The organism is Exiguobacterium sp. UBA3491, assembly GCF_002377745.1.
GTDB lineage: Bacteria > Bacillota > Bacilli > Exiguobacteriales > Exiguobacteriaceae > Exiguobacterium_A.
In genome coordinates, this window is record NZ_DFQK01000012.1 from 256,497 (window position 1) to 281,613 (window position 25,117).

Sequence of the window (25,117 nt, forward strand, 5' to 3'; positions counted from 1 at the left end):
CTACGAAACGGTAGCGGACAAAGTCGGTTTTTTCGAGACGCAGGAGGTTCAACATGGAAGCATTCTCGAAAGAGGAGATGTTCAATCAAATCAAGGCGTGGGAAGAGGGCGCGAAAGTTGAGGAGGTGCTTGCGCTACGTTATGCCCAAAGTAGTCGGCTACTTGGAGAAACGGAAGCACTCGTCCGTATCTTAGCGTTACTTGTCGAGCATCGCTATATCATGACAGGACGACTGGACGCCTTAGCTGAGAGCTGGATGCAAGAAATCCGTCAGCATGGTCGCTTGCCAGCACGTCTTGAGCAGTTATTAACGGAGCAACAACTACAAAGTACGTATCAGCGTCTCGTCGCGCATACGTTCCCGACGATCCGTGAGACGGACAATGCGAACGCGAAACGATCTGCGACAAAGGAACTGATTCTCCAAGCGAGCCAAATCGTCGAGGAGACGGATCAAATCGTCGAACTGACAGAACGACTTCGTCGGCTAGATGCCGAACGCTGGACGGAACTGTTCGATGCTGGAACGGCATTGTTACGTTCGAGTGCAACGCTCGAGCAGACGGCGCAGACGTTCGTCGACAGCTTACAAGAACGCTTCTATTCCCGAGAAGCATTCCGTGAGATGACGGAATTGAAAACGACGACGATTCAGGATCTTAAGCGTGTCGTTGCCTTACTTCCCGTCGAAAGCAAACAAGTTGAACGATCAGCACTCGAGGAACTCGACGCGATGATTGGTCTCGAAGACATTAAACAACGGGTCCACCACATGTATCGGTTTTTGAAGTACCAACAAAAACGGTCGGAAGACGGCTATCGTTCAAGTGATCAACCATCGCTACACATGATCTTCATGGGGAACCCAGGAACCGGGAAAACGACGCTTGCCCGTTTGATGGCGAAGATCTACCATGAACTCGGACTACTCGAACGCCCGGAAGTCGTCGAGACGGATCGTTCGTCGCTCGTCGGTGCCTTCGTCGGACAAACGGAAGAACAAGTCATGAGCAAGGTCCGGGAAGCTGTCGGAGGTGTACTCTTCATCGATGAAGCCTACGCCTTAAAGCGTGCCGGACAAAGTGGGAACGACTATGGGCAGGCAGCGATCGATACGCTCGTCGCTGCGATGACGAGTGGGGAATATGCGGGACGGTTTGCAGTCGTCCTCGCTGGTTATCCGGAAGAGATGCGTGATTTCCTAAAGGCAAATCCCGGACTACGAAGCCGTTTCCCGGAATCGAATCATTATCTGCTTGCAGACTATACGGATCAAGAGCTGCTCGCGATCGGACGCTCGATTGCGACGGCAAATGATTACGTCTTGACGGAACAAGCAGAGCGGGCGTTGCTCGGTCGGCTCGAGCGGGAGCGCGTCGACGCGAGTTTCGGAAACGGACGGGCGGTTCGCAATATCGTGCTTGATGCGATCTTCAAGAAGGGAGCAAGCCTTGGAGAGAGTGCCAGTCACGAAGACTTTGCCTTACTCGAACAAGAAGATTTCGAGATGGTGCAAGAACCGGACGCGACGGTGGAAGAACGGATCGCTTCGCTCGTCGGATTGTCTGATCTAAAGGATGAATTGAAACAGATCGAAGCCTTATTATCAATGCAAAAACGCCGTCGTGAAGCCGGTTATAAGGTATTACCGGTCGAACTGCATGCGGTCTTTAGCGGCAATAGTGGTACCGGTAAGACGACTGTCGCTCAGCTTTATGCCGATGTCTTACGACAATGCGGCTATTTAAAACGCGGACACTTGAAAGTCGTCAGCCGAGCGGACCTCGTCTCCGGATATGTCGGACAGACCGCGCAAAAGACACGCGACGCGATTCGAGACGCGCTGGGTGGTGTCTTATTCATTGATGAAGCCTATGCGTTAAACGGTGGAGCAAATGACTTCGGGAAGGAAGCCATCGATACGCTTGTGGATGAGATGACGAAACATCAAGACAATCTCGTTGTTGTTCTTGCAGGTTACGAGCAACAAATGAACGCCTTGCTCGCGAGTAATCCGGGATTGAAGTCGCGCTTCAAGCGGTCGTTCCACTTCCCAAATTATTCGCCAGACGAGTTGATTCAAATCATTGAAGGATATGCGGCACGATTCGGATATGAGCTGACGGAGGACGCGCGACAGACGCTTACTGAGAAAATCGATGTCGTTCCGAACGGAAACGCACGGGCGGCGATCACGATTGTCGAACAGGCGATTGCGAAACAATCGATGCGATTAATTGACAAAGTTAGCTTATCCGGTTCAGAATGGTCCTATCTTGAAAAAGAGGATTTTTAAGGGGGAAGCTACATGCACACGATTGAAATACCTGTTCGGTACGCCGAGACGGACATGATGGGCATCGTCTATCATTCGAACTATCTCGTCTATCTGGAACTGGCACGGACAGAGTTAATCCAGTCCTTGGGTCTTAATTACAAGGAGATGGAAGATGCGGGTTATGTCTCCCCGGTTACGAATGTCAATCTCGATTATAAGCGCTCGTTGACGTACAGTGATACGGCGGTCGTCACGGTCTGGATTGATCATTACGATGGCTTACGGACGATTTACGCTTATACCGTCAAGCACCCGGACGGAAAACTTGCGGTATCGGCAAAGACGACACATGTCGTCGTCAAGAAGGAAAACTTCCGACCGATTCGTTTGCCGAAGGTGTTCCCGAACTGGCACGATATCTACGAGAAGATGAGTGAGACGGACGCAGCACTCTTAACGGAAGCGTGAAGATGTACAACAATAGCGGGATCGATTTTATTGAATCGGCTCCGCTTTTTTTATTTGCACCCTGAACAGTAAAATTTAGCACTTGGTACTAACGACCGATGACAAAGTCAGAATCATTTGCGAAAATAAAGAAGCTGAAGTAAGGTAGGGTCTTAGTCCATCTGTTGGAAGTAGGCTCGACGGATGGAACAATTAGCGGTAACATAGAGAAGCATAAAAAGAAGAGGGGTCTTACTCATGAAAAAAATCGTAACCGTTAGTACGTTAGCGCTTCTCCTTGCAGGATGTAATCCTGGGGATCAACAAGCGGACGATACGACGAAAACTGAACAGAAATCAGATGAGACAACACAAACAAAAGACGAAACGAAAAAAGAAGACACAGCAAAAGACACGAACAAAGAAGAAACAAACAAAACAGATGAAACAACGAAAGACGATACGTCAGAAGATGCAAAACAAGAAGACAAGTCATCTGAAGACAAATCATCCGATGAGACGACACAAGAGGACCAAGGATCTTCGGATGAGGCAACGAAGGATGAAACAGAAAAGAAAGATGATACACCTGCAGCAGAGAACAAAACAGAAGACAAAAAGGACGAATCGACGGATAAACCGGATAGTTCGTCTCAGGATCCAGAGCAGGAAAAACCATCGAAACCAGAAGATGAGACGCCAGACGTCGATAAATCAGCAGATGCCAAAGCCGATCTTTCGCTTGGAATGCTCGTCGTCGTCAACAAGAAGTATAGCTTGCCAATCGACTACAAGCCGTCGGATCTCGTCGTTCCAAACGTCAGCTTCTCCTATTCGGGTGTACTTGAACAAAGCTACATGCGAGCACCAGCTGCGAAACAGATGGAAAAGATGTTCGCTGCTGCTAAAAAAGAAGGCGTGACATTGAACGCTGTCAGCGGATTCCGTTCCGGCGCACGTCAAAAAGTATTGTATAATAATTATGTCGCACGTGACGGCAAGGCAGCTGCTGATCAATATTCAGCACGCCCTGGTCACAGTGAACACCAGACAGGTCTCACTTTTGATATTTCGTCACCAAGTGTAGGTAATGGATTAACAGCCGCTCTTGGTGATACGAAAGAAGGAAAATGGATCGCGAATAACGCAGCGAAGTTCGGCTTCATCGTTCGTTACGACCGTGATTTCCAGTCACGGACGGGCTATACGTATGAGCCATGGCACATTCGTTATGTCGGAGTCGATGTCGCGACACAAATTAAAAATAACGGACAGACTCTTGAGGAATATATGAAAGTCGGTCACTAAGAGGTTGGAGGTTGACTATGATTGAAATCATAGGGATTTTGGTTCTTGGCTATCTGCTTGGTTCGATTCCGTTCGCATTACTTGTCGGGAAATGGGGACACGGAATCGATATTCGTCAACAAGGTAGCGGGAATCTCGGAACGACGAATACGTTCCGTGTCTTGGGGAAAAAGGCAGGAATCATCGTCTTGATCGGTGATCTTGGAAAAGGAGCCGTCGCGAGCCTTGTTCCGATCTTGATGGGCGCGGATGTGCATCCGCTGTTTGCTGGATTAGCGGCTGTCGTCGGTCATATCTATCCGATTTTCGCAAAGTTCAAGGGCGGAAAGGCAGTCGCGACGTCTGGTGGGATGTTGCTCGTGACGAGTCCGATTCTCTTCATCTTTCTGCTCGTATCCTTTTTGACGACACTTCGCCTGAGCCGGATGGTCTCGCTCAGTTCGATCGTCGCAGCAAGTGTCGGGATTGTCGTGTCGATCACGATCGGCGTCTTGACGAACGATTGGATCGTTCCGACGTTCTTTACGGTTCTTGCGTTGTTCGTCATCTTCAAGCACCGTGATAACATCCAACGGATTCGCCAAGGAACAGAGTCTAAGATTCCACTCTTTGCAAAAAAATCATCTGAATGAACGACTAATGACGCGTCTGCCTCTCACTCATTGAGAGGCAGGCGCGTCTTTCGTTTGATGAAAGAGTCGGATAACGGACGAATTCAACGACATTTCATAGGAACTACACGTTTATTTACATCGGATTTACAAGACCTTTACAGACGTTCGCTACACTAGAACTAGAACTGGTCTGTAAAGGGGGAAGCGCACGTGTCGTTATTAGGAGAAGAGCGGAAATCACGCATCATGGAATGGCTGGAAGAGGAAGGGAAAGTCATGACGAAGGATTTGATCGAACGTCTCGATGTCTCGGGAGAAACGGTACGACGCTACTTAGAGGAGTTGGAACGCGAACGTCAATTGAAGCGTGTCTATGGCGGTGCTATCTATCAAGGAGGAAAACGGGAGACGCCGATCTCACGGCGAACGGATCAGCTGTCCCGCCGTTTAGCGCGCTATGCGAAAGGGTGGCTCAGTGACTATTCCTGTATCTTTCTCGGACGGGGAGAACCGGTCGAGCATTTGTTACCTTATTTAACGGGAAACGCGACGATTGTCACGAATTCACTGATCGTCGCCAGTCACTTGGAGCAGTGCCGTAAGACGGGACCGTTCACTGGGGAAATTCGATTGTTAGGCGGAACAGTCGATGCATACGGACAGACGGTCGGGGTCGAGGTATTGCAAGCACTGGATGCCTATGCTTTTGATGCCTGTTTCCTATCGTTTGATGGTGCTGAGATTGAGCGAGGCTTCGTCAGTGATGATATCGAATCGTCACTTATCCAAAAAGCGGTCATTAGTTGCACAAAAGATGTCTACGCCTTCTTAGCCAATGACGAGTTCCAAGGAAACCGAAAATATAAGGTGGCAGAGTTCCGGCGCGCGAAAATCGTCCTCAGCCCAGCTTCCTATCCGCCATCATGGGAGATGAAACTGTTCAACGAACGCGTGAACTGGATGGTCGTCTCATGATACACTGATGCGGGAGGGATGTATCATGTTAGAAATCATTACATCGACCGTAGAAGAAGCGGTCGCAGCAGAACAAGCCGGAGCGGACCGGATCGAGCTCGTTTCCGCATTATCCGAAGGGGGATTGACGCCGAGCTACGGACTGATCCGTCAAGTCGTCTCGACGGTCGAGATTCCGGTTCACGTCCTCGTGCGACCACATAGCAAATCGTTCGTCTACTCGAAATCAGATGAGGAGACAATCATCACGGATATTGACTTGATCCGTGAACTCGGTGCAGCCGGGATCGTCGTCGGCTCATTGACAGCAGACGGTCGTGTCGACGAAGGTTTCCTCGGTCGCATCATCAAACATAAAGGGGAACTGTCATTGACGTTCCACCGAGCAATCGACAGTAGTCGTGATATTCTTGAAGCGGCAGAAGTACTCGCTGATTTTCCAGAAGTCGACCGGATCTTGACGTCAGGTGGTCAAGCGACGGCACTAGAAGGTAAAGAGACGATCGCACGTTTGATTGCAGACTATCCGGACTTGATCATCTTACCAGGATCCGGCATCACACTTGAAAATGCAGAGGCACTTCTTGAAGCAACGAAGGCGTCCGAGCTGCATGTAGGATCGGCGGTCTTACAAGACGGTGCCATTCAAAAAGAACACGTTGAGGCGTTGACACGACTCCTAGGATGATCATCGAGTGAATCAATCCATTTTTCTGATCTGTTGAGATGAGGGAAATGGATTTTTTTCATGCGCTCGTGACGACTTTTCGACGATTCGCTTCAAGCAGATGAAAAGCAGAGTGGGAGAACTAGGTTTTTCAAAGGAACTGGGCTAAAATCAAAAGTGGAAATAGTGGATATAAAGGAGTACGACATGAACCCTAAACAATTGAAACAAGCTGCTCTTGGTACGTTAAAAGGACAATGGTTGGTCGGATTAAGCATCTCGATCATCTACTTCCTTATTTTTGCGCTCGCTGCAAGCCGGATGTCATTTGACCAAGATGACATTGATAGTATGGTTCGATTCATCGCACTGAACATGGTCGTCACGATCGTCCTGGCTCCAGTGACAGTTGGTCGAACGATTGCTTACTTACGCTTCACCCGCGGGGAGTCTGCAGGAATCGGAACACTGTTCGAAGGATTCTCTTCGTTTCGACGTGCTTTCCGGACGATTGCCGCATATGCGATTGTAACGGTATTGGTCTATGTTGGATCATTTTTGATCTTACCGGCACTATACTTCTACCTAGCATATCGTCTCGTTCCGTATATTTTAGTCGATCGACCGGAATTATCGTTTTGGCAAGTACTTGGTGAAAGCCGCCGGATGATGAAAGGGCATAAGCGTGAACTGATCATACTTTACTTGAGTTTCATCGGCTGGGGGATCCTCGCACTACTTAGTACAGTCGGTGTCATCTTCTTGACGCCATACTTCGATACGACGATGGCACACTTCTATGAACGCTTGAAACCAACCCGTTCCGTTAAGGGATGAACGTAAAAAAGCCTGTACATTACGTCAGTAGACGTAGCGTACAGGCTTTTGCTTATTCCACCGAAGCGCGTGAACGCTCAGCGAGCAATAGATAAAGCGCTTGTGTACCGGAATCGGCGTGACCCAGCTCAGCAAGTTGTTCATATAAGTCTTTCGTGAGTGCAAGACCAGGTGTCGCGATACCCATCTCAGCGCCGCGTTCGAGGGCAAGGCGCATATCCTTGATGAAGTGTTTGACGAAGAAACCAGGTGAGTAGTTTTCGGCGATGACGCGCGGAATCAAGTTCTCAAGACTCCAGCTACCGGCAGAACCAGATTTGATCGTCTCGATGAACTGTGTCGGATCGATTCCGGATCGTGTGACGAACAACAACATCTCCGCTGTTCCAATCATCGATCCGGCGATTGCGATTTGGTTCGCGAGCTTCGCCGATTGTCCTTTACCAGGACCACCGAAGAGTGAAATCGATTTCCCCATCGCCTCGAATAATGGCTTCGCTTGTGCGAAAGCCGCTTCTTCACCACCGACGAGAATCGCGAGTGTTCCGTTCTTCGCACCGAGATCACCGCCCGTGACAGGTGCGTCAAGTGCCTGAAGACCGCGTGCTGTCGCTTCCTGCGCGATTCGTTCAGCAAGAGCCGGACTAGACGTCGTCATATCAATCAGAATCGTTCCTGGTGTCGCATGATCGAGTATGCCGTCTTCGAAGTAGATCTGCTTGACGTCTTGCGGATAACCGACGATCGAGATGACGACGTCGACATCCGTGACGACATCTTGAATCGTATCGACGATTTCGACACCATCTGCTTCAAGGACGAGTCCTTTCTCTTTCGTGCGATTGTATCCTTTGACTGTAAAACCTGCCTTACGCAGATTGCGGACCATGCCTTGTCCCATGACACCTAATCCGATGAAACCGACTGTCTTCATACGTGATTCCCCCTTGCACGTTCCGTGCCGATGAATTGTTGCGTTACGAGCTTATTATACAATGGATTGTCGACGACAAGTCGATCATGTGTCCCGATACCTGAAATCTGACCATCTTCAAGAACGATGATTTGATCGGCATGACGGACCGTCGCGAGACGATGGGCGATGACAAACGTTGTCCGTCCGACCATTAATCGCTCGAGTGCTTCTTGAACGACACGTTCCGACTCGGAGTCGAGACTGGATGTCGCTTCGTCAAGCAACAGAATTTCCGGATCACGGAGGAGTGCACGTGCAATCGCAATTCGTTGGCGTTGACCACCGGACAGTTTGACACCCCGTTCTCCAATCTCAGTCGCATAACCTTCCGGGAATCGTTCGATAAACGTATCGGCATTCGCCATCCGTGCAGCCGCACGGATTTTGTCTTCACTGATGTCATCTGTCAGACCGTAGACGAGATTGTCACGAATCGTTCCTGATAAGACGGGGGAATCCTGCGCGACATATCCGATTGCCTGTCGCCAAGACGATAACGTCAAATCAGAAATGGGTTGATCTCCGAGTCGGATTTGTCCTGACGTCGGTTGATAAAATCGCTCAAGTAACGCAAATAATGTCGTTTTACCAGAGCCGCTCGGACCGACGATCGCTGTCGTCTTGCCGCGTGGTAACGTAAAGCTGACATTCTGTAAGATCGACGTCTCATTGTATCCAAATGACAAGTGTTCGACCGTCACGTCCGTAAACGGACGAGATGCTACAAGCGTTCCAGCTGCTTCTGGTGATTCATCGAGAAGCTCGATGATTCGCTCTGTCGCACCGCGTGCTTTCTGTAACTTCGTGATGAATTCAGTCATCGTCACGAGCGGAGTCATGATTTGGAACAAATAGAGCGAAAAGGCGACGAGTTCACCCGCCGTGATCTGGTTCGTCGAAACGCGGTAGGCACCAAAACCGATGATCAGGATCAACATCGTCGTTAGAGTGACGTTAAAGATCGGCAACAAGAGGGCTTGAATTCGTCCTTCCTTTACACCATACCCGTATAAGTTCTCAATCCGAGTTTTTCCTCGCCCCAGCTCATAGTCTTCTGTTGCTTGTGATTTGACGAGTCGGACCTCACCGAGCATCTCGGCAAAAAAACCGGATAATCCTGCAAGTTCCTTCTGAGTCTCACGAGAAATCTTGTGTAGTTTGCGGACGAGCGGAATGATGATCAACAAGGTCACGGGGACAGCGATGACCATGACAAGCGTCATTTGCCAATCGAGGAAGAATAGGATCGTGATTGCTCCGATGATTGAGACGAGTGACGTCAGCAAACGAACGAGTTGTTCCGATAGCAATTGCTGGAGTGTCGTTGCGTCACTATTAAGTCGTGAGACGAGCTCACCGGATTTTGTCTCATCATAGAACGGAATCGATAGCGTTAACAGACGCTTCCATAGAAGCGTTCGTAAATTGGCGACGATCCGTTGACCGACGATCTGTAACCAATAGATCGATAAAGCGTTCGCGACGACTTGAACGACGAAAACGATTACAAATAGACTGATCAATTGTGGTGTCAGTCGATCGACAGTAAAACCATCAATCAACGTCTTTAAGAACCAAGGAATGGCGAGCGCAGCCAGCGCTTGGATGACAGAGACGGAAACAGCGGCAGATAATAAACCGACCGGTGGTTTCGTTTTTTTCAATAACAGGTAAAAAGATTGGAACGTCGCAGCGTTCATTTCAACACATCCTCTCTTTTCTATTGTCCTGAAGAACGAAGAGACGGTCAAATGGGAAGCGCGACTTGACAAAAAATCTTTCGATTTGTGACACTGATAGTGGAAACAATAAGGGAGGATTCAAATGTCTATTTTCGTAGATGCGGACGGATGTCCCGTTGTCGATCTCGTCATTCGACACCGACAGGGACGTGACGTCTTTTTAGTTTGTGATACGGCACACCAGGTGATCCGAGAAGGAGCGACGACGATTACCGTCGGACAAGGACCAGATGCCGTCGACTATGCGATCGTCAATCGGATGAAACGTGGCGATCTCGTTGTGACCCAGGATTTTGGTTTGGCAGCACTAATCTTAGCACGAGGCGGACTCGCAATCGATCAAAATGGTCGCCAGTTCACGAACGACAATATCGATCTATTGCTCCACACTCGCCATGTCGGACAACAAATCCGACGAGCAGGCGGGCGTACGAAAGGACCGAAAAAACGGACGCGCGATGCGGACCGTTCCTTTGAAGAATCATTTCGTACATTAGTGCTAACCAGCATGTAAGGAAGGTAGTGTTGGACTGTTGATACGGTACGGACCGTGATATAATTTGAAGCATGAATGAAATCAGAAAGGAGGATACACGTTGAAACGAATTTTACGCGACCACTCGAAGGATCGTCCTTACCGATTGCGCCAAGGAACGGTTCCGGAATCAACTGAGGCACGACTCACATCACTCGATCAACGTGAAATCAATCGATTACAACAGGATTTACGAAAAGTCGAAGTGAAATTGAAGCAACGCAATGAAATCATGGAAGCGTTGGCGACACAAAATGTTGAAGCAGCCTGCGAGACTGTCTTGATGATCTTGTTGCAACTGCTTGAGGTAGAAGAAGGAGCTATCCTTTTGTACCGGCGGGAGCAGTTAAATCATTTCGTCGCACAAGGGATCGACGATATGGAGCTGATCGAAAAAGATCTCGATCAATATTCGGTCTTGCGTCGCGCATTCGTCATGCGTAAATCGGTCCAATTGCCACTCGGCGACCAGTTCGAGTCAGCAATTCCCGTACAGTCTCCAAGCAACGGACAAGTCGTCGGACTGCTATACATCCGCCATCCCTTCGCCCAGTTCAATTTAGAACAAGTCGGGGATTTACTTGATCTATCACGAAAACTTGGGATGACGCTTGAACGCCATCTCCTGTTCCATCAAATGGAGCATGAAAAAATCAAGACGTATCAGCTACTTGATTCGATTCGGGAAGCTGTCCTATATATCGAGAGTAGTGGGGAGCAGATTTATGCGAACCAGGCCTTATTGAATATGTTTCCACCAAAGCTCGTCAATCAGGCGCAAGGGTTCCGTCACGCGTATGAACGGGCGACGTCTCTGTTTGAACATGTCGATCAGCCGGAAGCACTTCATGATTACATCGGTCAACTGATGAACGGGGATATTCCGGGAGAAACGATCGAGTTATCGGCATTCCGGGGGAACTTGTTGCTCAGTGCCTATGCTGAGCGGATTGCAATTGCGAACGTTGAATGGGGGATGATGCTTGTCTTACGTGACGTGACGAAAGACAAGGAGCTCGATCTTAAGCAGGCAGAGTTCGTCTCGATCGTTTCGCACGAGTTGCGGACACCGCTTTCTTCGATCATGGGCTTCACGGAGTTATTGATGAAACGAGAAGTCGATCCGAATCGGCAGAAACGCTATTTGCAGACGATTCATTCGGAAACCGTTCGATTGGCGGAATTGATCAATGACATCCTGGAAATTCAAAAAGGGGAAGACTCGACACATGGAACACAAAAAGAATTACTTGATTTAAAACAATTGATGTTCGAGATGAAGCCGATGTTCGATCTTGCGAGTCGCGCACATCGCATAAGTGTCCAATTTAGTCCGGGATCCTATACGATTTCAGCCAGCAGTGAGAAGATGAAACAACTGTTTACGAACTTGATCATGAACGCGATTAAATATTCGCCCGAAGGCGGCGAGATTCGGATCAAAGGATCAAACCAGTCAGATCAATTACGAATTGAGATTTCAGATGAAGGGCTTGGTATTCCAGAAAAAGCGCTTCCTTACATCTTTGATAAGTTTTACCGAGCAGATAACTCGGATACACGTAAAATCGGTGGAACGGGCTTAGGACTCGCGATTTGTCGGATGATCGTGCTTGATCATGGTGGAGCTATCTCCGTCCAATCAACGGAAGGAGAGGGCAGTACCTTCATCATTCAACTCCCGCTCGACGCATGACCGACTACAGACTCAGAAAGGAGGAAGACACGGTGAATAATTCACACATTCGTTATGAAGCATTGCATCCGCTCGTCGAAGAGATTCTTGAAAAACTTAGTGAACGGATTGGCGTCAACACGTTGTTTTTTGCATTAAATGATTCATATAGCAACTTTGTCGTCAAGGCAATCAATCAAGAACGTCAGTTGATCGAAGAAGGCTCGACCCATGTCTTCCAACATGTCCTCTGTAAGCTGGTCGTCGATGAGACGGACGGGAAGCTCTCGATCAATGAATTGCTCAACGATCCATTGACCGTCAATCATCCGGTCACGAAAGCTCTTGGGAACGGTAGCTTTTTGGGAGTAGCGATCAAAAATGCGGAAAATGAAAAAATCGGGACATTATGTGCCTTTGATGATCAACCATTCGACTTCAAGGAGCAGGATATCGCGCTCGTCGAGCGGTATGCGGATATCATTAGTAAATCGATCAACGTCGAAACGTATGTCATCAAGGATGCGCTAACAGATGTCTATAACGAACGGTACATGAATCGACTGATCTCAAGTGTGACGATTCATCCTGCTTTCTTAATGGTGTTGAACCTCGATCGTTTCCATGCGATCAATGCGACGCATGGATACCGGGCAGGGAACGAAGTGCTACGCGAAATCGCGAATCGGCTGAAATATGTTCCTTTACCGAATCATGTCGTCGGTCGAATGGATGGGAATGAATTCGTCGTCTTAGCAGCACTTGAACAGGAACAGGAATTCGAACAATATGCGGAAGATTACGCTCGCATCGTCACGGAAGCGATTGAGCAACCGATCGTTGGTGTTGCAGCCGAACCGATTCAGGTGACGGCATCATCTGGCGTCAGTCTTCTGACCGGTGATATGGCAAGTCGCCAGATACAAATCTATGCAGCAGAAGCCTTGATGCAACAAGTCAAACACGAGGGGAAACAGCGAACCTCATTTGTTAATCCAAATCGGAAGGCGGAACAGCATCCATTTGCATCAGTTCTTGAATCAGAGCTTTCGCATGCACTAGAACGGGGACAATTCGAGCTCTACTATCAATGGATCGTTGATGCGAAACAAGAACGCTACGTCGCGGTTGAAGCGCTTCTACGCTGGAATCATCCTGTGCTTGGGTTCGTCAGTCCGACGGATTTTATTCCGATTGCCGAGAAGATGGAGATTTTCCCAGACATCGGTCGATTTACGATCCGTCAGGCAATCCTGGATCAACGGCGCTTGGAGGAGACATTTGGACGTAAGATTTCCGTCGCAGTCAATCTATCGGCAAGCCAGTTCGAGTCGGATCAACTCTTTTCAGAATTACTTAGACTGACAGAAGAATCGTATTTCCCGGGCGAACGACTCATTCTTGAAATCCGGGAGGAAGTATTGCAGACGCGTCGTCGTTTTGCAATGAAACGTTTGGAGCAGCTGCGCCAAGCAGGCTACCGTCTGACGGTCGATCATTTCGGTAGTCACTACGCGTCACTTAATTCGTTATTGCGTTTACCGGTCCAAGCAGTCAAGCTCGATCCAATCTTTACACGTCGACTCGTTCAAAATCAGTTAGAGCGTTCGATGATTCGCTCTGTTCATTCCTTGACGTCGACGTTAAACATCGCGCTCGTGATTCAGGAAGTCGAGACCGCGGCGCAATTGCAACAGATTCAAGTGTTGGATGAGCAACTTTATGTGCAAGGCTACGAGGTCCATCACCCTCAGCCGATTGAACAATTACTCATCGAGGACATCGTTCGAGGGCGTGCTGAGGTTTAACCGTTCTTCAGTCGGGAATACATTAAAATGTGGAACAAGTACATTTTAAGGGGGATGCCAAATGGCTGATCAACATGATAAAGAGACGGACCCGATTACTTCAGGAAACCGGATGACGAAGGATGAGATTGCCGGACGTGACCCGCAAGACAATACGGAGGTTCCGGAAAAATCGAAGGATGAAAAAGAAACGAAGCATCAAGATCAAGAAGCTGAGAAAACAGAACGACCAGATGACGAAGCTTCAAGTGAAGAGGCACCCGATTTGTCGCACGCTTCTGATGAAGATGGCGATGTCGAGCCATCCGATGAAGAGAACCAACAAGGTTAAGAATGACTAAAATAAAGGGCAATCGATGTCCGGCAGAAATGCTGGATATCGATTGCCTTTTTTTGATGGAGTAAAAGATTACTCGCCACCCCCACCGCCATCACTTCCACCATCAAATCCTCCGTCGATCCCGCCGTCTGTCGCATGGGACGTGTCGGTCAAATCAACAGGGAAGAGTAAGAACGGAATCGCGTCGGTGCCGTCCGGTGGGAGAATCGAAGATGGGAAGAGCTGTTGCAGGATCGTTTGTTGACTTAAATACAATCGGATTGCTGTCAAATAGACTAAGTCTTTCCGGTATTTAAAATGTAAATCGGAGCGTAACGCCTCTGCCATCTGTTGGAGTGCCGAAGCATGAATATTGGGATCACCGAGTAACGCAAGCATGCCGTGGAATGACAGCGGGACACGATGCTTACGATGTATCTTACGGGATGACTCCACTTGTGCGATATAGCGATCCCAATCGTCTTCAGGCAATAAAGCGAATATCAAGGCGACGACATACGTCTGTTGAGCGCGTCCGAACCGTCGTTTGAGTCGTTGATAGACCGTTTCGATACGCGAGGCGAGTTCGTCTAACTCACCGCGTGTCGTAGCGTGAAAATAGACGAAAGAAATCAATAGCGGTGACACGATGAACCGATGTTGTTTTTTGAGGCGTGTGTATAATTGTACCGTTCGTTCAAGTACCGCGTCCTGTGGAGTAAGACGGCTGATGAACAGGGCAGTAGAGTAGGCATTCAAGGGATGCGACAAGCGATGCGATTTAAAATAGCCGTGAAGCGACATCATCTCGGCGATGCGGCTCGGTGTGTGGGCGTCAAAGGCATGAATCTTCGAAGCAAGCAATAATGCCTGGGTGGTTTGTGTACGCAAGCGTATTTTTAAGTCATCTGCTGTCTCAAGCAATACACTTGCGGAAACCTGCTCCGTTCCGATCGTCCGGTCGAATGCCAATTCGATGAGAATACCGTCCTGATACGTTCTGAATTCTGGGGCGATATGATTCAGTTGTCGCAAGAAAGTCGTCGCCATCTCCATGACTGTTCCTCCTCTGTTTTTTCTTATAGTGTATCACGCAGTGAAAGCGTTATCTTATTTTTTTAGTTGGGTATCGATCAATTGTTCCGCTGCACGCCGGTACAGATTACTCATATGAGCCAGCGCTAAAATCTGTTCCAGTGGATCGGTCGTCGAGGCGGTAAGAGCATCTTGTTCGGTGACGAAACGGGCTGTATTTCGTTCTGTCAGTTCAAGGTAAGTGCGATAAAAGTCTTCAAGATCGAGTTGATTCTGTTCGATGCCTTCGTTCAAGGGCGTTAGGATCGTCTTGATATCATTGATCGAAAACGAACTTTTCAACTGATAAATCAAGCTAATTAAAATCAAGTGCTCCTTCGTATACTTTTTATTCGTGACTGGAAAAAATAATTTCTTTTTGGCATAATTGTTGATCATCGTCTTCGTCAAGATTGTCTCATCCGTATTCCGCGTCGTTTCCTCGAATGTCCGCTCAAACAGTTGGATGACTTGATCCATATAAAGATCAATGTTCGGGATATCTGCAAGCTGTAATTGACGATCATGTCTCGTGTCGTCAGAACGTGTCATAAAAAAACCTCCAAAATCGTTAAAATAGGACTTTCTACTTCTTCATCATATGATAGAATATGTATATAACGCCATGTAGTATTCAAAACTACATATCAGAGGGGGAACGAAAGTGAAAGCTTATATGAGAGAACCGATTAATGGATTAACACATCTGGGAGGGGCTGTCTTTGCTTTTGTCGGATTACTCGCACTCGTCATTAAAGCATCGTTAGAACGTGGAGCATCACTTGCCATCGTCGCAGCGATTATTTTTGGGGTCAGCATGATGGCACTCTATGCTGTTTCGGCAACGTATCATATGGTCCTTGCGAGCGACCGGGCGATTGCGATCTGGCGACGATTGGATCACTCGATGATTTATTTGTTGATTGCCGGTTCCTACGCACCGTTTTGTCTTGTCAGTCTGAATGGTCCGACGGGTTGGGTCTTGTTTAGCATCGTCATGTTGATTGCTGTTTCCGGAATTACCTTCAAATTAGTCTGGTTCAACAGTCCACGCTGGTTATCGACGACGCTCTACATCGGAATGGGCTGGATCATGGTATTTGCGATCACACCACTCGCGCAAGTCTTATCACCGCTCGGCATCGGTCTATTATTCCTTGGTGGTATCTTCTATACGATCGGTGGCATCATCTATGGACTCAAGCCGCGTGTCTTATCGTTTAAACATCTCGGATTCCATGAAATCTTCCACATCTTCGTACTACTCGGTAGTCTAGCGCATTTCCTATGTGTCTACTTCTTCGTGTTGTGATGATGTCCTCCTTTAGTCAATGACTGAAGGAGTTTTTTGTATCTATATGGAAAATACAGGAGAAGTCGAGTGTCCTCCCGAATGAAAGAACGGAAAGATCACGAAAAGGGGGAAATCACATGCAACACACACGATGGCAATTAGAAACACTCTATACGATTGATGACGTCAAAGCAGGCATCGCTTCCATACAAACAGCATTGTCGAATCGGCCGATTGATGTGGCAGAACAGGTCGAGCGTTATCAGCAAGTCGCGCGCGACGTCGAAGAATGGAGTGACTTCATTTATTGTCTGTACGCTGAAGATGTCACGCGCGTAGAAGTCCATCCATTGCTTGAAGAGATCGAAGTCGTCCAAGCGATGGTACGCAGCGAAGTGGCAGCACTCGATACAAAGATCGCAGTACTGTCACAAGAAGAGTGGGAAGCGCTCGTTACGGATTCACCGTACGCCTTTTTCTTAAACGAACGCCGTGACATTCAGTCCCGTCGTGCACCACTGGTTCAAGAACAATTGTTACAGGATCTCGGTGTGGACGGGTTCCAAGGCTGGGGACAACTTTACGATCAGCGTTTTGTGGCGTTACGGGTCGACTTGAACGGGAAGCAAGTCACGATCGGTCAAGGATTGCATGAAGCGATGTTCGCGCCTGGTCGTTCGGCTCGTCTAGCGGCAGCAACTGCAGTTGACGCCGCTTGTGCCAAAGAAGCTGATTTGTTTGCGACGATCTTGAACCGGATCTCCGGCTTCAGATTGCAATCCTACAAGATGCGGAACTGGGAGCAACCATTGACAGAGTTGCTTGAGCAGAACCGAATCTCAGAAGCGAGCTTACAAGCGATGATCGAAGCACTCGATCAGCACCGAGACCTCTTTCACGCCTATTATGCCCGCAAGATTGTCCAGGCAGAGCAGGTGACGGGAGAATGGCATGATTTTGAGACGAGCACGTACCGCTCTGCGCGGCATGTTCCGTTTGAGACGGCACAGGCAATCGTAAGCAAACAATTCAAACAGTTGAATCCAAAGCTCGGTGCTTTTGCTGAAAACGTGTTTAACGAGGGATGGGTCGATGCGGAGAATCGTCCCGGAAAAGCGGAAGGCGGATTCTGCGCTGCCTTTCCGATTGCCAAAGAGAGCCGGATTTTCATGACGTACCGTGACAGTTATCCAGACGTCGCGACACTTGCTCATGAATTCGGTCATGCCTATCATAATTATGTTCTGCAAGATGAACCGTATTTAAACCAAGTCAAAGGAACGAGTATCGCGGAGACGGCTTCAACATTCATGGAGAATCTCGTCCTCGATGCTGCGATCAAAGAGACGACGGAGCGCGAGGAAGTACTTGCTCTCCTAGAGGTCAAGATTCGAGAGGGGCTAAAATATGCCAGCATCGTTCCCGGAATGTTCCGGTTCGAGCAACGTTTTTATGCGGAACGTCAGCAAGGGACGGTCAGTGCCGAACGGTTAAGTGAACTCCTGCAAGAGGAAGAACGGTTAGCCTATGGTCCGGTATTGCCTGAACCGGCGCGCTATAAATGGATGTACATCAGTCACTTGTTCAATCCGAATCTTGCGTTCTACAACATTCCCTACACGATCGGTTATCTGCTCAGCAATAGTCTGTATCAGACGGTTCAAGCGGATCCGAGTCAATTTTCGGCAGTCTTTGAAGCGGTCATGCATGATTCCGGTCAAGCGACGATCGATGAGATTGTTAAAAGTCATCTCGATGCTGATCCGACATCTGTCGCGTTTTGGGTCGAAGCTCAGCAACCGCTCGTCCAGGCGATTGAGCAGTATCTGACGTTAACGGAATCCTCTCTCTCCGTCGATTGAAGACGAATCAAAACGGGAACAGAAATGTAGGGAGGGATGCGGATGTATGAACAGGAGAAACAATTAGTCGCTGAGGCAGCACTAACTTACGTGAAAGATGGGATGATAGTGGGTCTTGGGACGGGTTCGACGACGGAACGGTTCATCGAGGCGCTTGGTCCACTTGTGCAGGCGGGACTACAGATTCAAGGTGTGGCGACGTCACTTGCGACGGTCCGACTCGCGGAACAGTTACACATTCCGTTGATCGACTTGGAAGAGGGAATGGAAATCGATGTGACGATCGATGGGATTGATCAGATTGACGGACGATTTCAAACGATCAAAGGTGGTGGCGGTGCACTATTTCGCGAGAAAATTGTCGCACTGATGAGTCGGGAATTGCTCTATCTGACCGATTCCTCGAAGTTCGTCCATCATTTAAGCGGACCGTTACCGGTTGAACTGGATCCGTTTGCCTTACCGTATGTACGACAACGGTTGCGTGATAAGCATGTCTCCGCAACGTTGCGGCTGAAAGACGATCGTCCCTTCGTTACAGATGGAGGTCACGTGATTCTTGACGTCGATGTATCTGCCATCTCGGACGTCCGAGTGTTCGCAAAAGAAGTGAAGAGTTGGTCGGGTGTACTCGAGACCGGTTACTTCGAGCGACAACCCGATCATGTCCTGACGGTCGAAGAGGGAAAGGTCAAACGCATCGCGCATCCTCGCCTGCGTGACGGTGGTGGGTTGGTTTAAGAAAAGAAAGAAGGAAACCGTATGGGCTTGAAAAAACGGTATTTATTTGGAGCTGGCATCATTGCCGGAACGAGTCTACTTTTGTTAAGGAAGCGGGAACAGGGCACACAAACAGATGCACTACGTGAATATTTAGCCCATCTCGATCAGGATCCGAGTCCAGATGCTGCGAAGGACCCGGATGAGGTCGGATTGACGAAACTCGATTCGATCTATCGAGCCGAGTGGCAAGCGAATGGGTTCCCGCGTTCGCGGACAGAGCTAGAAGAGCTGGAAAAATAGAAAAGTAGTAATTAGCTAAGAAGTATTTAAACGGCTTGAGTCCAAGATTTAAACGGGCTTTAGCCGTTTTAATTATAATTGAAGTTTTTAATAATATATCATTTTCGTCTCATGAACCTCTAAGAACTCTAGTCTATGTAACGACTGAGCTGGGTCTCATCATTCAGTAGAGGTGCAAAGTAAGAGTCATGACTATTATGTAAAATAAAACTATCTTACTTCACGCATTGAACAAAAGTGAAAAACAACTCTCAAACCCTCTTTTCCTAAACTGCTTTCTGATAAGATGTGGATTATATCCAATGCGATTCGAGAGGAGATTCATTGAGTGAAGACGTTTTTTAACATCAACATATCGAGCTTTTTGTATGCCGTCGCTTTATTCGTTCCGTTGCAAATCATNNTGCTAAATATCAATCGAATCATGAGACTTACGAATATGTCTTCAGGTATGTTTTGGACTTTGAATATCATGATTGGATGGATCTCTTTAATCAGTATTCCTTTTTTGATTAGACAGATCACTTTCAAATCCACTCTACATAAGTCGTTTGAACGAATCATCTGCCTCTCCTGGTTCGTCTACTATATGTTATTCACATACATCACTAGCCGAATCATTCCAATCAAAAATGGGGGAGATACGCCAAGCCCTGTTCTTGGCCTCATCTTAATCCTGGTATTGTCAAGCTATCCTCTCTATATAATAATTTCGAAATGGCTCATCGTGGATCGAGAGTCGAAATAAGGTATGAAAAATCCGTAACATCAAGGAGGCATATTTTGAAAAAACGCTATTTATACTTTTATTCGACAGCGATTATACTGATCGGGGGAGGCATCTATTCATATAAATCAGGATACATCCCTCGCACAACTCCCTATATAGAACGAAAGCATGAAGTGCTGATGGATGCTAAGACCGTCAATTCAGTCAATCGAAAAGACTACATCGAAAGATCGATGCGATATATGGCTAGCTTTGCACCTTATTCAACGGGAGATTCCATCACAAAGAAGTCGACAATGAGCGAATTGAGGGCAAAGATTGATACGATGCACGATATCGAACAGTCCTTCCAATTCAAGTCGGATGATCCAGAATCAGAATCTTTACGGAAAGTAGCAAAGAACTATACTTCTTATATCGAGGCGCTCGAATATGTTGCGAGCAACATGCATGGTAAGGAGTCGATGAACATCGATCAAGCAAACTACTTGAAGAGCGTTTGGAATGAGGTCGTCACACCTGCATGTCATATAAAAGATGAGGTCGGGCGTTCACAAGAAGGCGAAGCCGTCATGTTTGAAAAAGAGATCACCACAGTCTGGTCCTAATATGTTAAGCGCTAATTGATAAGAATGTAGTAATGTATAAGACATGTCTCTATGAGAAATCCCTTCTTTGTAATACGAAATAAGTAGTTGATCATAAACTAAACAGCCCTAGATCAATGGATCCAGGGCTGTTTTCATGTGTTTTAATATGTAAGCGATCCTGCAATGATCAAACCGATCGAAATCGATAAGAAGAGAAGCAGCAAGCCGACTGCTTCGTTGTTCGCATCAATCTCTTTTGTCATGCTTAAACGTGGGATTAGTAAATCCGCGAGATAGAACAAGACGATTTGTAAGACGATTGCGAGTGCACCCCATAAGACCATATCGAGAATGCTGACGGAGTTCGAAATACTCGAATAGAGAACGATGGCAAGACCAAGAATACGTCCACCGAAGGCGTAGACGGCCGCTTTCTTCCCGTTACGGATGAGTTCGAGCTCCTTCGATTTCGTCGTCACCTCGAACAGGACGACACCGATGGCAAGGAGTACGGTCGCGACACCGATATACGAGAGCGTTGAAAGGAATAGATCACTGAATGTCATGTTGGTACCTCCATCATGATTTTTTATTTTTTTTACGTTGTTCGTATGCGACATACAATTCAAGCAGTGCTCCGACGAAAATGCCTGCTGATACATACAAATAGAAGTTGTCACCAATGAATCCGAACACGAGTCCTAAGAGAAGACCGATTAGGATATAAGGACCTTTTGTTAACTTCATATCAATCACCTGCCTCTACTTTAAAGGTAGCGGATTTCAGAGGTGACGTCCATCGTTATTCTTGGAAGCTGACGGCAGAATCTGAATTAGGAGAAAACAGGACGACTTGATTCCGTCCTTGTTGTTTTGCTTGATAAAGCGCAGCATCCGCATCCGGTAAGAGATGGTCGATTTGAGATGTCGTCTCATCAAAAGCGGCTAAACCAAATGATGCTGTAAGTGGCAGATCGGTCGTCGTCAATCGAAATGGGCTGAAGGCGATACGTTCACGTAATTGCTCTGCTAAAGGAATCACTTCAGCGAGCGGAACGCCTTCAAACAAGACGGAGAACTCTTCACCGCCGTTACGAGATAAATACCCGCTCTCTGCGACGCCATCACGCAGTCGGCTAGCAAACTGACGTAGCACTTCGTCACCCGCTTCATGTCCATACGTATCGTTGATCCGTTTAAAATGATCAATATCGATCGTCAATAACACGATGGACTGTTTGTTCAAGATCAATCGTTGTTTGAGATCCGTGAAGTATTCATTAAAAGCACGTGAATTATTCAATCCCGTCAAAAAGTCGAGTTGTGCTTTCTGCCGAAGCACCCGTAACGACTGTTTCGTCAGGCGGATATCACGAATGATCAAAAGGGCGAGCCAACTGCTAACGAAAGAAGCGGGAATGACGACCGACATGACCTCGAGTAAGAGGATTTGTTTCGGTAAGACGATCCATAAGACAAGGGCGTGCAAAGCCGTCGCATAGAGCGTCACGAGTGTAAAGGTCCGTTTTGCGTAAGGAGGCATTTCACGAACAATCAGACTCGTTCCGAGGGCGATAGCGACGATGAAACCAAATGCAGTGAATGCAGCCAAGTTCGTTCCCAGACTAAAGCGATAAACAATGATCGCGACCGTCACGATCGTTGTTGGAATAACGCCTCCAAAGTAGGCGGCGACAATGACCGGAACATGGCGCAAATCAATCATGACGCCGGGGGCTGCTTCGATTGTCATCTGCATGAGCAGTAAGGAGATAATGCTCAGGGCAAGACCATACAGGACGCGGGTGAGACGTGGAGATTCTCGCGTGATCGGAAGCGGTGATAATTTTCCAAGTAGATAAAAACCAGCCATTAATAGCGTCACGTTATGTAAGACGTCAAAAAGGATGCTTTTCATGAATCATCCATCCTTTCGAAAAAGTACGTTACTTAAGAAATATACGCCATAAACGGACTAACTCCTGTTTATCGAAAAAATAAACTCTTCCCATCAATTGTGTCTATAATGTGAACTTATGATTTCTATAATGTGAACTTATGGTTTTAGGGAATTTGATTGACCTCCTCGACACTGCATTGTTAAATGATGAAGAAGCGGTATGAAAGCGCTTACTAAATTTGAAGGAGATCTTACTCATGGAACTCGTCATCATTCTTCTTGCCTTATCTTTATTGATGTTCGTTGCCTATCGTGGTTTTTCGGTCATCCTATTTGCACCAATCTGTGCCTTGTTCGCCGTCTTACTGACGAACCCGGACTGGGTGTTACCATTCTTCTCAAATATCTTCATGGAAAAGATGGTCGGCTTCATCAAAGCATACTTCCCGGTCTTCCTCCTCGGAGCGATTTTCGGAAAAGTCGTTGAGATGTCCGGTATCGCGGAGTCGATCGCAAAGACAATCATTCGTATGATTGGTGCGAAGCGCGCTATCCTTGCCATCGTCTTACTTGGCGCCATTCTTACATATAGCGGCGTCAGCTTATTCGTTGTCGTATTTGCTGTCTATCCGTTCGCTGCGAACTTGTTCCGCGAAGCAAACATCCCGAAACGACTCATTCCGGGAACGATTGCCCTTGGTGCGTTCACGTTCACGATGGATGCCTTACCAGGAACACCTCAGATTCAGAACGTCATTCCGACGACGTTCTTCAAAACGGATATCTACGCTGCGCCGATCATGGGTTCAGTCGGTGGCTTGTTCATCTTAGTCGTCGGCATGTGGTATCTCGAGTCACGCAAGAAAAAAGCCCATCAAGCGGGTGAAGGGTACGCTGGATTCGAAGCGACAGCGGCAAGTACTGCACCGCAGATGGAGTTGAAGAACGAACCAGAAATGACGCTCGAGACGGATCGTCAACCAGTCTATCGCCAAGTCCTTGCCTTTGTCCCACTCGTCCTTGTTGCCGTAATGAACAAAGTCTTTACACTCTCGATTCCGAAATGGTATCCAGAAGGATTCGATTTTTCAGCAATCGGTCTAGAAGCATTCGGAAAGATCGAGACACCAGCCGTTCTTGCGATCTGGTCTGTCCAAATGGCGTTATTGATCGGAATTCTCGCAGCCATGCTCTATGATTTCCCGAAGATCAAGACGAACTTCCAAGCTGGTCTGAACGTCAGTATCGGTGGTGCGCTCTTAGCGGTCATGAATACAGGTGCTGAGTATGGATTCGGTGGCGTCATCGCGGCGTTACCAGGATTTAAGTCCGTCTCAAGCGGAATCTTGGAGACATTCACGAATCCGCTCGTCAACGGAGCCGTCACGACGACGACGCTTGCCGGCGTCACCGGTTCCGCATCGGGTGGAATGGGGATTGCGTTAAGTGCGATGTCGGATAAATATACGCAAGCCATCACATCGGGTGGCGTACCACCGGAAGTCATGCACCGCGTCATCTCGATGGCGTCCGGTGGGATGGATACGTTACCGCATAACGGTGCCGTCATCACGTTGCTAGCGGTCACGGGACTGACGCACCGTCAGTCGTATAAGGACATCTTCATGATTACGATCCTCAAGACAGTGACGGTCTTCTTGATGATTGGATTGTATAGCTTGACTGGCTTGTACTAAGGATTTTTAAAGGGGGCATCATCAGATGAAACAGGGGAAAGTATACGCATCATTCGCGGAAGCGACAGCAGACATCTTTGACGGGGCGACGCTAGTCGTAGGGGGCTTCGGACTCTGCGGAATCCCGGAAAAATCCATTACCGCGTTGCAAGAGAAGGGCGTCAAGGATTTGACGGTCGTCAGTAATAACTGTGGTGTCGATGATTTTGGACTTGGTCTCCTCTTGCAGACGCGACAAATCAAGAAGATGATTTCGTCGTATGTCGGGGAAAATAAGACGTTCGAGCAACAGTACCTCAGTGGCGAGATCGAAGTCGATCTCGTTCCCCAAGGTACGCTAGCGGAACGTATCCGTGCCGGTGGTGCTGGTATTCCTGGTTTCTATACACCAACAGGCGTCGGGACACCGATTGCTGAAGGAAAGGAACAAAAGGAGTTCGACGGAAAAACGTATCTGCTCGAAGAAGGAATCGTCGGCGATTTTGCAATCGTCAAGGCATGGAAAGCAGATCGACTCGGGAATCTCGTCTTCCGGAAGACGTCACGCAACTTTAACCCGATCGTCGCGACAGCCGGCAAAGTAACGATCGTTGAAGTCGAAGAACTGGTCGAAGTCGGTGAACTCGACCCGAACGAGATCCACACACCTGCTGTCTACGTCCAGCGCATCGTTGTTGGAACGGATTATGAAAAACGCATTGAACGCCGGACTGTCCGGGAAGCTTGAGGAGGAGACGGATATGAAAACGACACGAGAAATCATCA

Annotated in this window: 24 protein-coding genes and 2 pseudogenes; 19 read left to right on the top strand and 7 right to left on the bottom strand. The window is 47.9% G+C overall.

The window, feature by feature from the left end; all coding sequences use genetic code 11:
- Window positions 1–53 precede the first annotated feature (53 nt).
- The 7 genes from B4F99_RS04370 to B4F99_RS04400 all read left to right on the top strand — a co-directional run bounded on the left by B4F99_RS04370 (window position 54) and on the right by B4F99_RS04400 (window position 7,127).
- Entirely contained in the window at window positions 54–2,297 is a 2,244-nt protein-coding gene (locus tag B4F99_RS04370; protein ID WP_214855417.1) for an AAA family ATPase, read from the top strand.
- Window positions 2,298–2,309: 12 nt separating this feature from the next.
- Entirely contained in the window at window positions 2,310–2,747 is a 438-nt protein-coding gene (locus B4F99_RS04375) for an acyl-CoA thioesterase (protein ID WP_290755560.1), read from the top strand.
- A gap of 237 nt (window positions 2,748–2,984) precedes the next feature.
- On the top strand, window positions 2,985–4,034 hold the full coding sequence (locus B4F99_RS04380; RefSeq protein ID WP_290755562.1) for a D-alanyl-D-alanine carboxypeptidase family protein: 1,050 nt from the start codon (window positions 2,985–2,987) through the stop codon (window positions 4,032–4,034).
- A gap of 17 nt (window positions 4,035–4,051) precedes the next feature.
- Window positions 4,052–4,666 (top strand): glycerol-3-phosphate 1-O-acyltransferase PlsY, encoded by a 615-nt coding sequence (plsY, locus tag B4F99_RS04385; RefSeq protein WP_035408639.1) that lies wholly within the window; start codon window positions 4,052–4,054, stop codon window positions 4,664–4,666.
- 192 nt (window positions 4,667–4,858) lie between these two features.
- The gene (locus B4F99_RS04390; RefSeq protein WP_056060593.1) at window positions 4,859–5,623 is read left to right on the top strand and encodes a DeoR/GlpR family DNA-binding transcription regulator; all 765 of its coding nucleotides are present in this window, start codon (window positions 4,859–4,861) and stop codon (window positions 5,621–5,623) included.
- A gap of 25 nt (window positions 5,624–5,648) precedes the next feature.
- Window positions 5,649–6,311, top strand: a complete 663-nt coding sequence (locus B4F99_RS04395) for a copper homeostasis protein CutC (RefSeq protein ID WP_290755564.1) — start codon at window positions 5,649–5,651, stop codon at window positions 6,309–6,311.
- A gap of 186 nt (window positions 6,312–6,497) precedes the next feature.
- Complete coding sequence (locus B4F99_RS04400) at window positions 6,498–7,127, top strand: DUF975 family protein (protein ID WP_214855425.1); 630 nt, start codon at window positions 6,498–6,500, stop codon at window positions 7,125–7,127.
- Window positions 7,128–7,179: 52 nt separating this feature from the next.
- On the opposite strand, the gene B4F99_RS04405 is transcribed toward B4F99_RS04400, so the two are convergent.
- A complete protein-coding gene (locus tag B4F99_RS04405; protein WP_290755566.1) occupies window positions 7,180–8,061 on the bottom strand; it encodes an NAD(P)-dependent oxidoreductase in 882 nt (293 codons plus the stop codon).
- Window positions 8,058–9,803 carry an ABC transporter ATP-binding protein gene (locus B4F99_RS04410; RefSeq protein ID WP_214855431.1) on the bottom strand — a complete coding sequence of 582 codons (1,746 nt, stop codon included), beginning with the start codon at window positions 9,801–9,803 and terminating at the stop codon, window positions 8,058–8,060. The genes B4F99_RS04405 and B4F99_RS04410 overlap by 4 nt, the downstream gene beginning before the upstream one ends.
- A gap of 124 nt (window positions 9,804–9,927) precedes the next feature.
- Here B4F99_RS04410 and B4F99_RS04415 point away from each other — a divergent pair, with 124 nt between their 5' ends.
- The 4 genes from B4F99_RS04415 to B4F99_RS04430 all read left to right on the top strand — a co-directional run bounded on the left by B4F99_RS04415 (window position 9,928) and on the right by B4F99_RS04430 (window position 14,194).
- A complete protein-coding gene (locus B4F99_RS04415) occupies window positions 9,928–10,359 on the top strand; it encodes a YaiI/YqxD family protein (RefSeq protein ID WP_214855434.1) in 432 nt (143 codons plus the stop codon).
- Window positions 10,360–10,441: 82 nt separating this feature from the next.
- Complete coding sequence (locus tag B4F99_RS04420; RefSeq protein ID WP_290755570.1) at window positions 10,442–12,076, top strand: sensor histidine kinase; 1,635 nt, start codon at window positions 10,442–10,444, stop codon at window positions 12,074–12,076.
- 32 nt (window positions 12,077–12,108) lie between these two features.
- A complete protein-coding gene (locus B4F99_RS04425; RefSeq protein ID WP_290755572.1) occupies window positions 12,109–13,863 on the top strand; it encodes an EAL domain-containing protein in 1,755 nt (584 codons plus the stop codon).
- A gap of 61 nt (window positions 13,864–13,924) precedes the next feature.
- Window positions 13,925–14,194, top strand: a complete 270-nt coding sequence (locus B4F99_RS04430; protein WP_035408622.1) for a hypothetical protein — start codon at window positions 13,925–13,927, stop codon at window positions 14,192–14,194.
- Between the two features lie 78 nt (window positions 14,195–14,272).
- Here B4F99_RS04430 and B4F99_RS04435 read toward each other — a convergent pair whose 3' ends face one another.
- Both B4F99_RS04435 and B4F99_RS04440 read right to left on the bottom strand, forming a co-directional pair.
- Window positions 14,273–15,238 (bottom strand): DUF4003 family protein, encoded by a 966-nt coding sequence (locus B4F99_RS04435; RefSeq protein ID WP_290755574.1) that lies wholly within the window; start codon window positions 15,236–15,238, stop codon window positions 14,273–14,275.
- A gap of 54 nt (window positions 15,239–15,292) precedes the next feature.
- A complete protein-coding gene (locus B4F99_RS04440) occupies window positions 15,293–15,808 on the bottom strand; it encodes a DUF1836 domain-containing protein (protein ID WP_214855441.1) in 516 nt (171 codons plus the stop codon).
- A 112-nt stretch (window positions 15,809–15,920) separates the two neighbouring features.
- Between B4F99_RS04440 and trhA the strand changes: the two genes are divergently transcribed.
- From trhA to B4F99_RS04465, 5 genes are all read left to right on the top strand, one after another.
- Window positions 15,921–16,568: a PAQR family membrane homeostasis protein TrhA gene (gene trhA / locus B4F99_RS04445; RefSeq protein ID WP_053453003.1), complete on the top strand. Its 648-nt coding sequence runs from the start codon at window positions 15,921–15,923 to the stop codon at window positions 16,566–16,568.
- A 119-nt stretch (window positions 16,569–16,687) separates the two neighbouring features.
- Window positions 16,688–18,412 carry a M3 family oligoendopeptidase gene (locus B4F99_RS04450; protein WP_290755576.1) on the top strand — a complete coding sequence of 575 codons (1,725 nt, stop codon included), beginning with the start codon at window positions 16,688–16,690 and terminating at the stop codon, window positions 18,410–18,412.
- A gap of 42 nt (window positions 18,413–18,454) precedes the next feature.
- Window positions 18,455–19,153, top strand: coding sequence for a ribose-5-phosphate isomerase RpiA (rpiA, locus tag B4F99_RS04455; protein WP_290755578.1), 699 nt, complete (start codon window positions 18,455–18,457; stop codon window positions 19,151–19,153).
- 21 nt (window positions 19,154–19,174) lie between these two features.
- Window positions 19,175–19,435, top strand: coding sequence for a hypothetical protein (locus B4F99_RS04460; protein WP_214855450.1), 261 nt, complete (start codon window positions 19,175–19,177; stop codon window positions 19,433–19,435).
- Between the two features lie 783 nt (window positions 19,436–20,218).
- Window positions 20,219–20,773 (top strand): hypothetical protein, encoded by a 555-nt coding sequence (locus tag B4F99_RS04465; RefSeq protein WP_214855453.1) that lies wholly within the window; start codon window positions 20,219–20,221, stop codon window positions 20,771–20,773.
- A gap of 143 nt (window positions 20,774–20,916) precedes the next feature.
- Here B4F99_RS04465 and B4F99_RS04470 read toward each other — a convergent pair whose 3' ends face one another.
- Genes B4F99_RS04470 through B4F99_RS04480 form a run of 3 tightly spaced genes read right to left on the bottom strand, consistent with a single transcriptional unit; the run spans window position 20,917 to window position 22,673 of the window.
- Complete coding sequence (locus B4F99_RS04470) at window positions 20,917–21,321, bottom strand: DUF350 domain-containing protein (protein ID WP_023467822.1); 405 nt, start codon at window positions 21,319–21,321, stop codon at window positions 20,917–20,919.
- 13 nt (window positions 21,322–21,334) lie between these two features.
- Window positions 21,335–21,502, bottom strand: coding sequence for a hypothetical protein (locus B4F99_RS04475; RefSeq protein ID WP_214855455.1), 168 nt, complete (start codon window positions 21,500–21,502; stop codon window positions 21,335–21,337).
- A 55-nt stretch (window positions 21,503–21,557) separates the two neighbouring features.
- The gene (locus tag B4F99_RS04480; protein WP_214855457.1) at window positions 21,558–22,673 is read right to left on the bottom strand and encodes a GGDEF domain-containing protein; all 1,116 of its coding nucleotides are present in this window, start codon (window positions 22,671–22,673) and stop codon (window positions 21,558–21,560) included.
- 239 nt (window positions 22,674–22,912) lie between these two features.
- On the opposite strand from B4F99_RS04480, the pseudogene B4F99_RS15485 reads away from it, so the two are divergent.
- The 3 genes and pseudogenes from B4F99_RS15485 to B4F99_RS04490 form a co-directional block, all read left to right on the top strand.
- Window positions 22,913–23,558, top strand: a pseudogene (locus tag B4F99_RS15485) (GntP family permease); the annotation flags it as partial.
- An 86-nt stretch (window positions 23,559–23,644) separates the two neighbouring features.
- Window positions 23,645–24,352 (top strand): annotated as a pseudogene (locus B4F99_RS15490) (GntP family permease); the annotation flags it as partial.
- A gap of 25 nt (window positions 24,353–24,377) precedes the next feature.
- Window positions 24,378–25,079: a CoA transferase subunit A gene (locus B4F99_RS04490; RefSeq protein WP_029341303.1), complete on the top strand. Its 702-nt coding sequence runs from the start codon at window positions 24,378–24,380 to the stop codon at window positions 25,077–25,079.
- Window positions 25,080–25,117 lie beyond the last annotated feature (38 nt).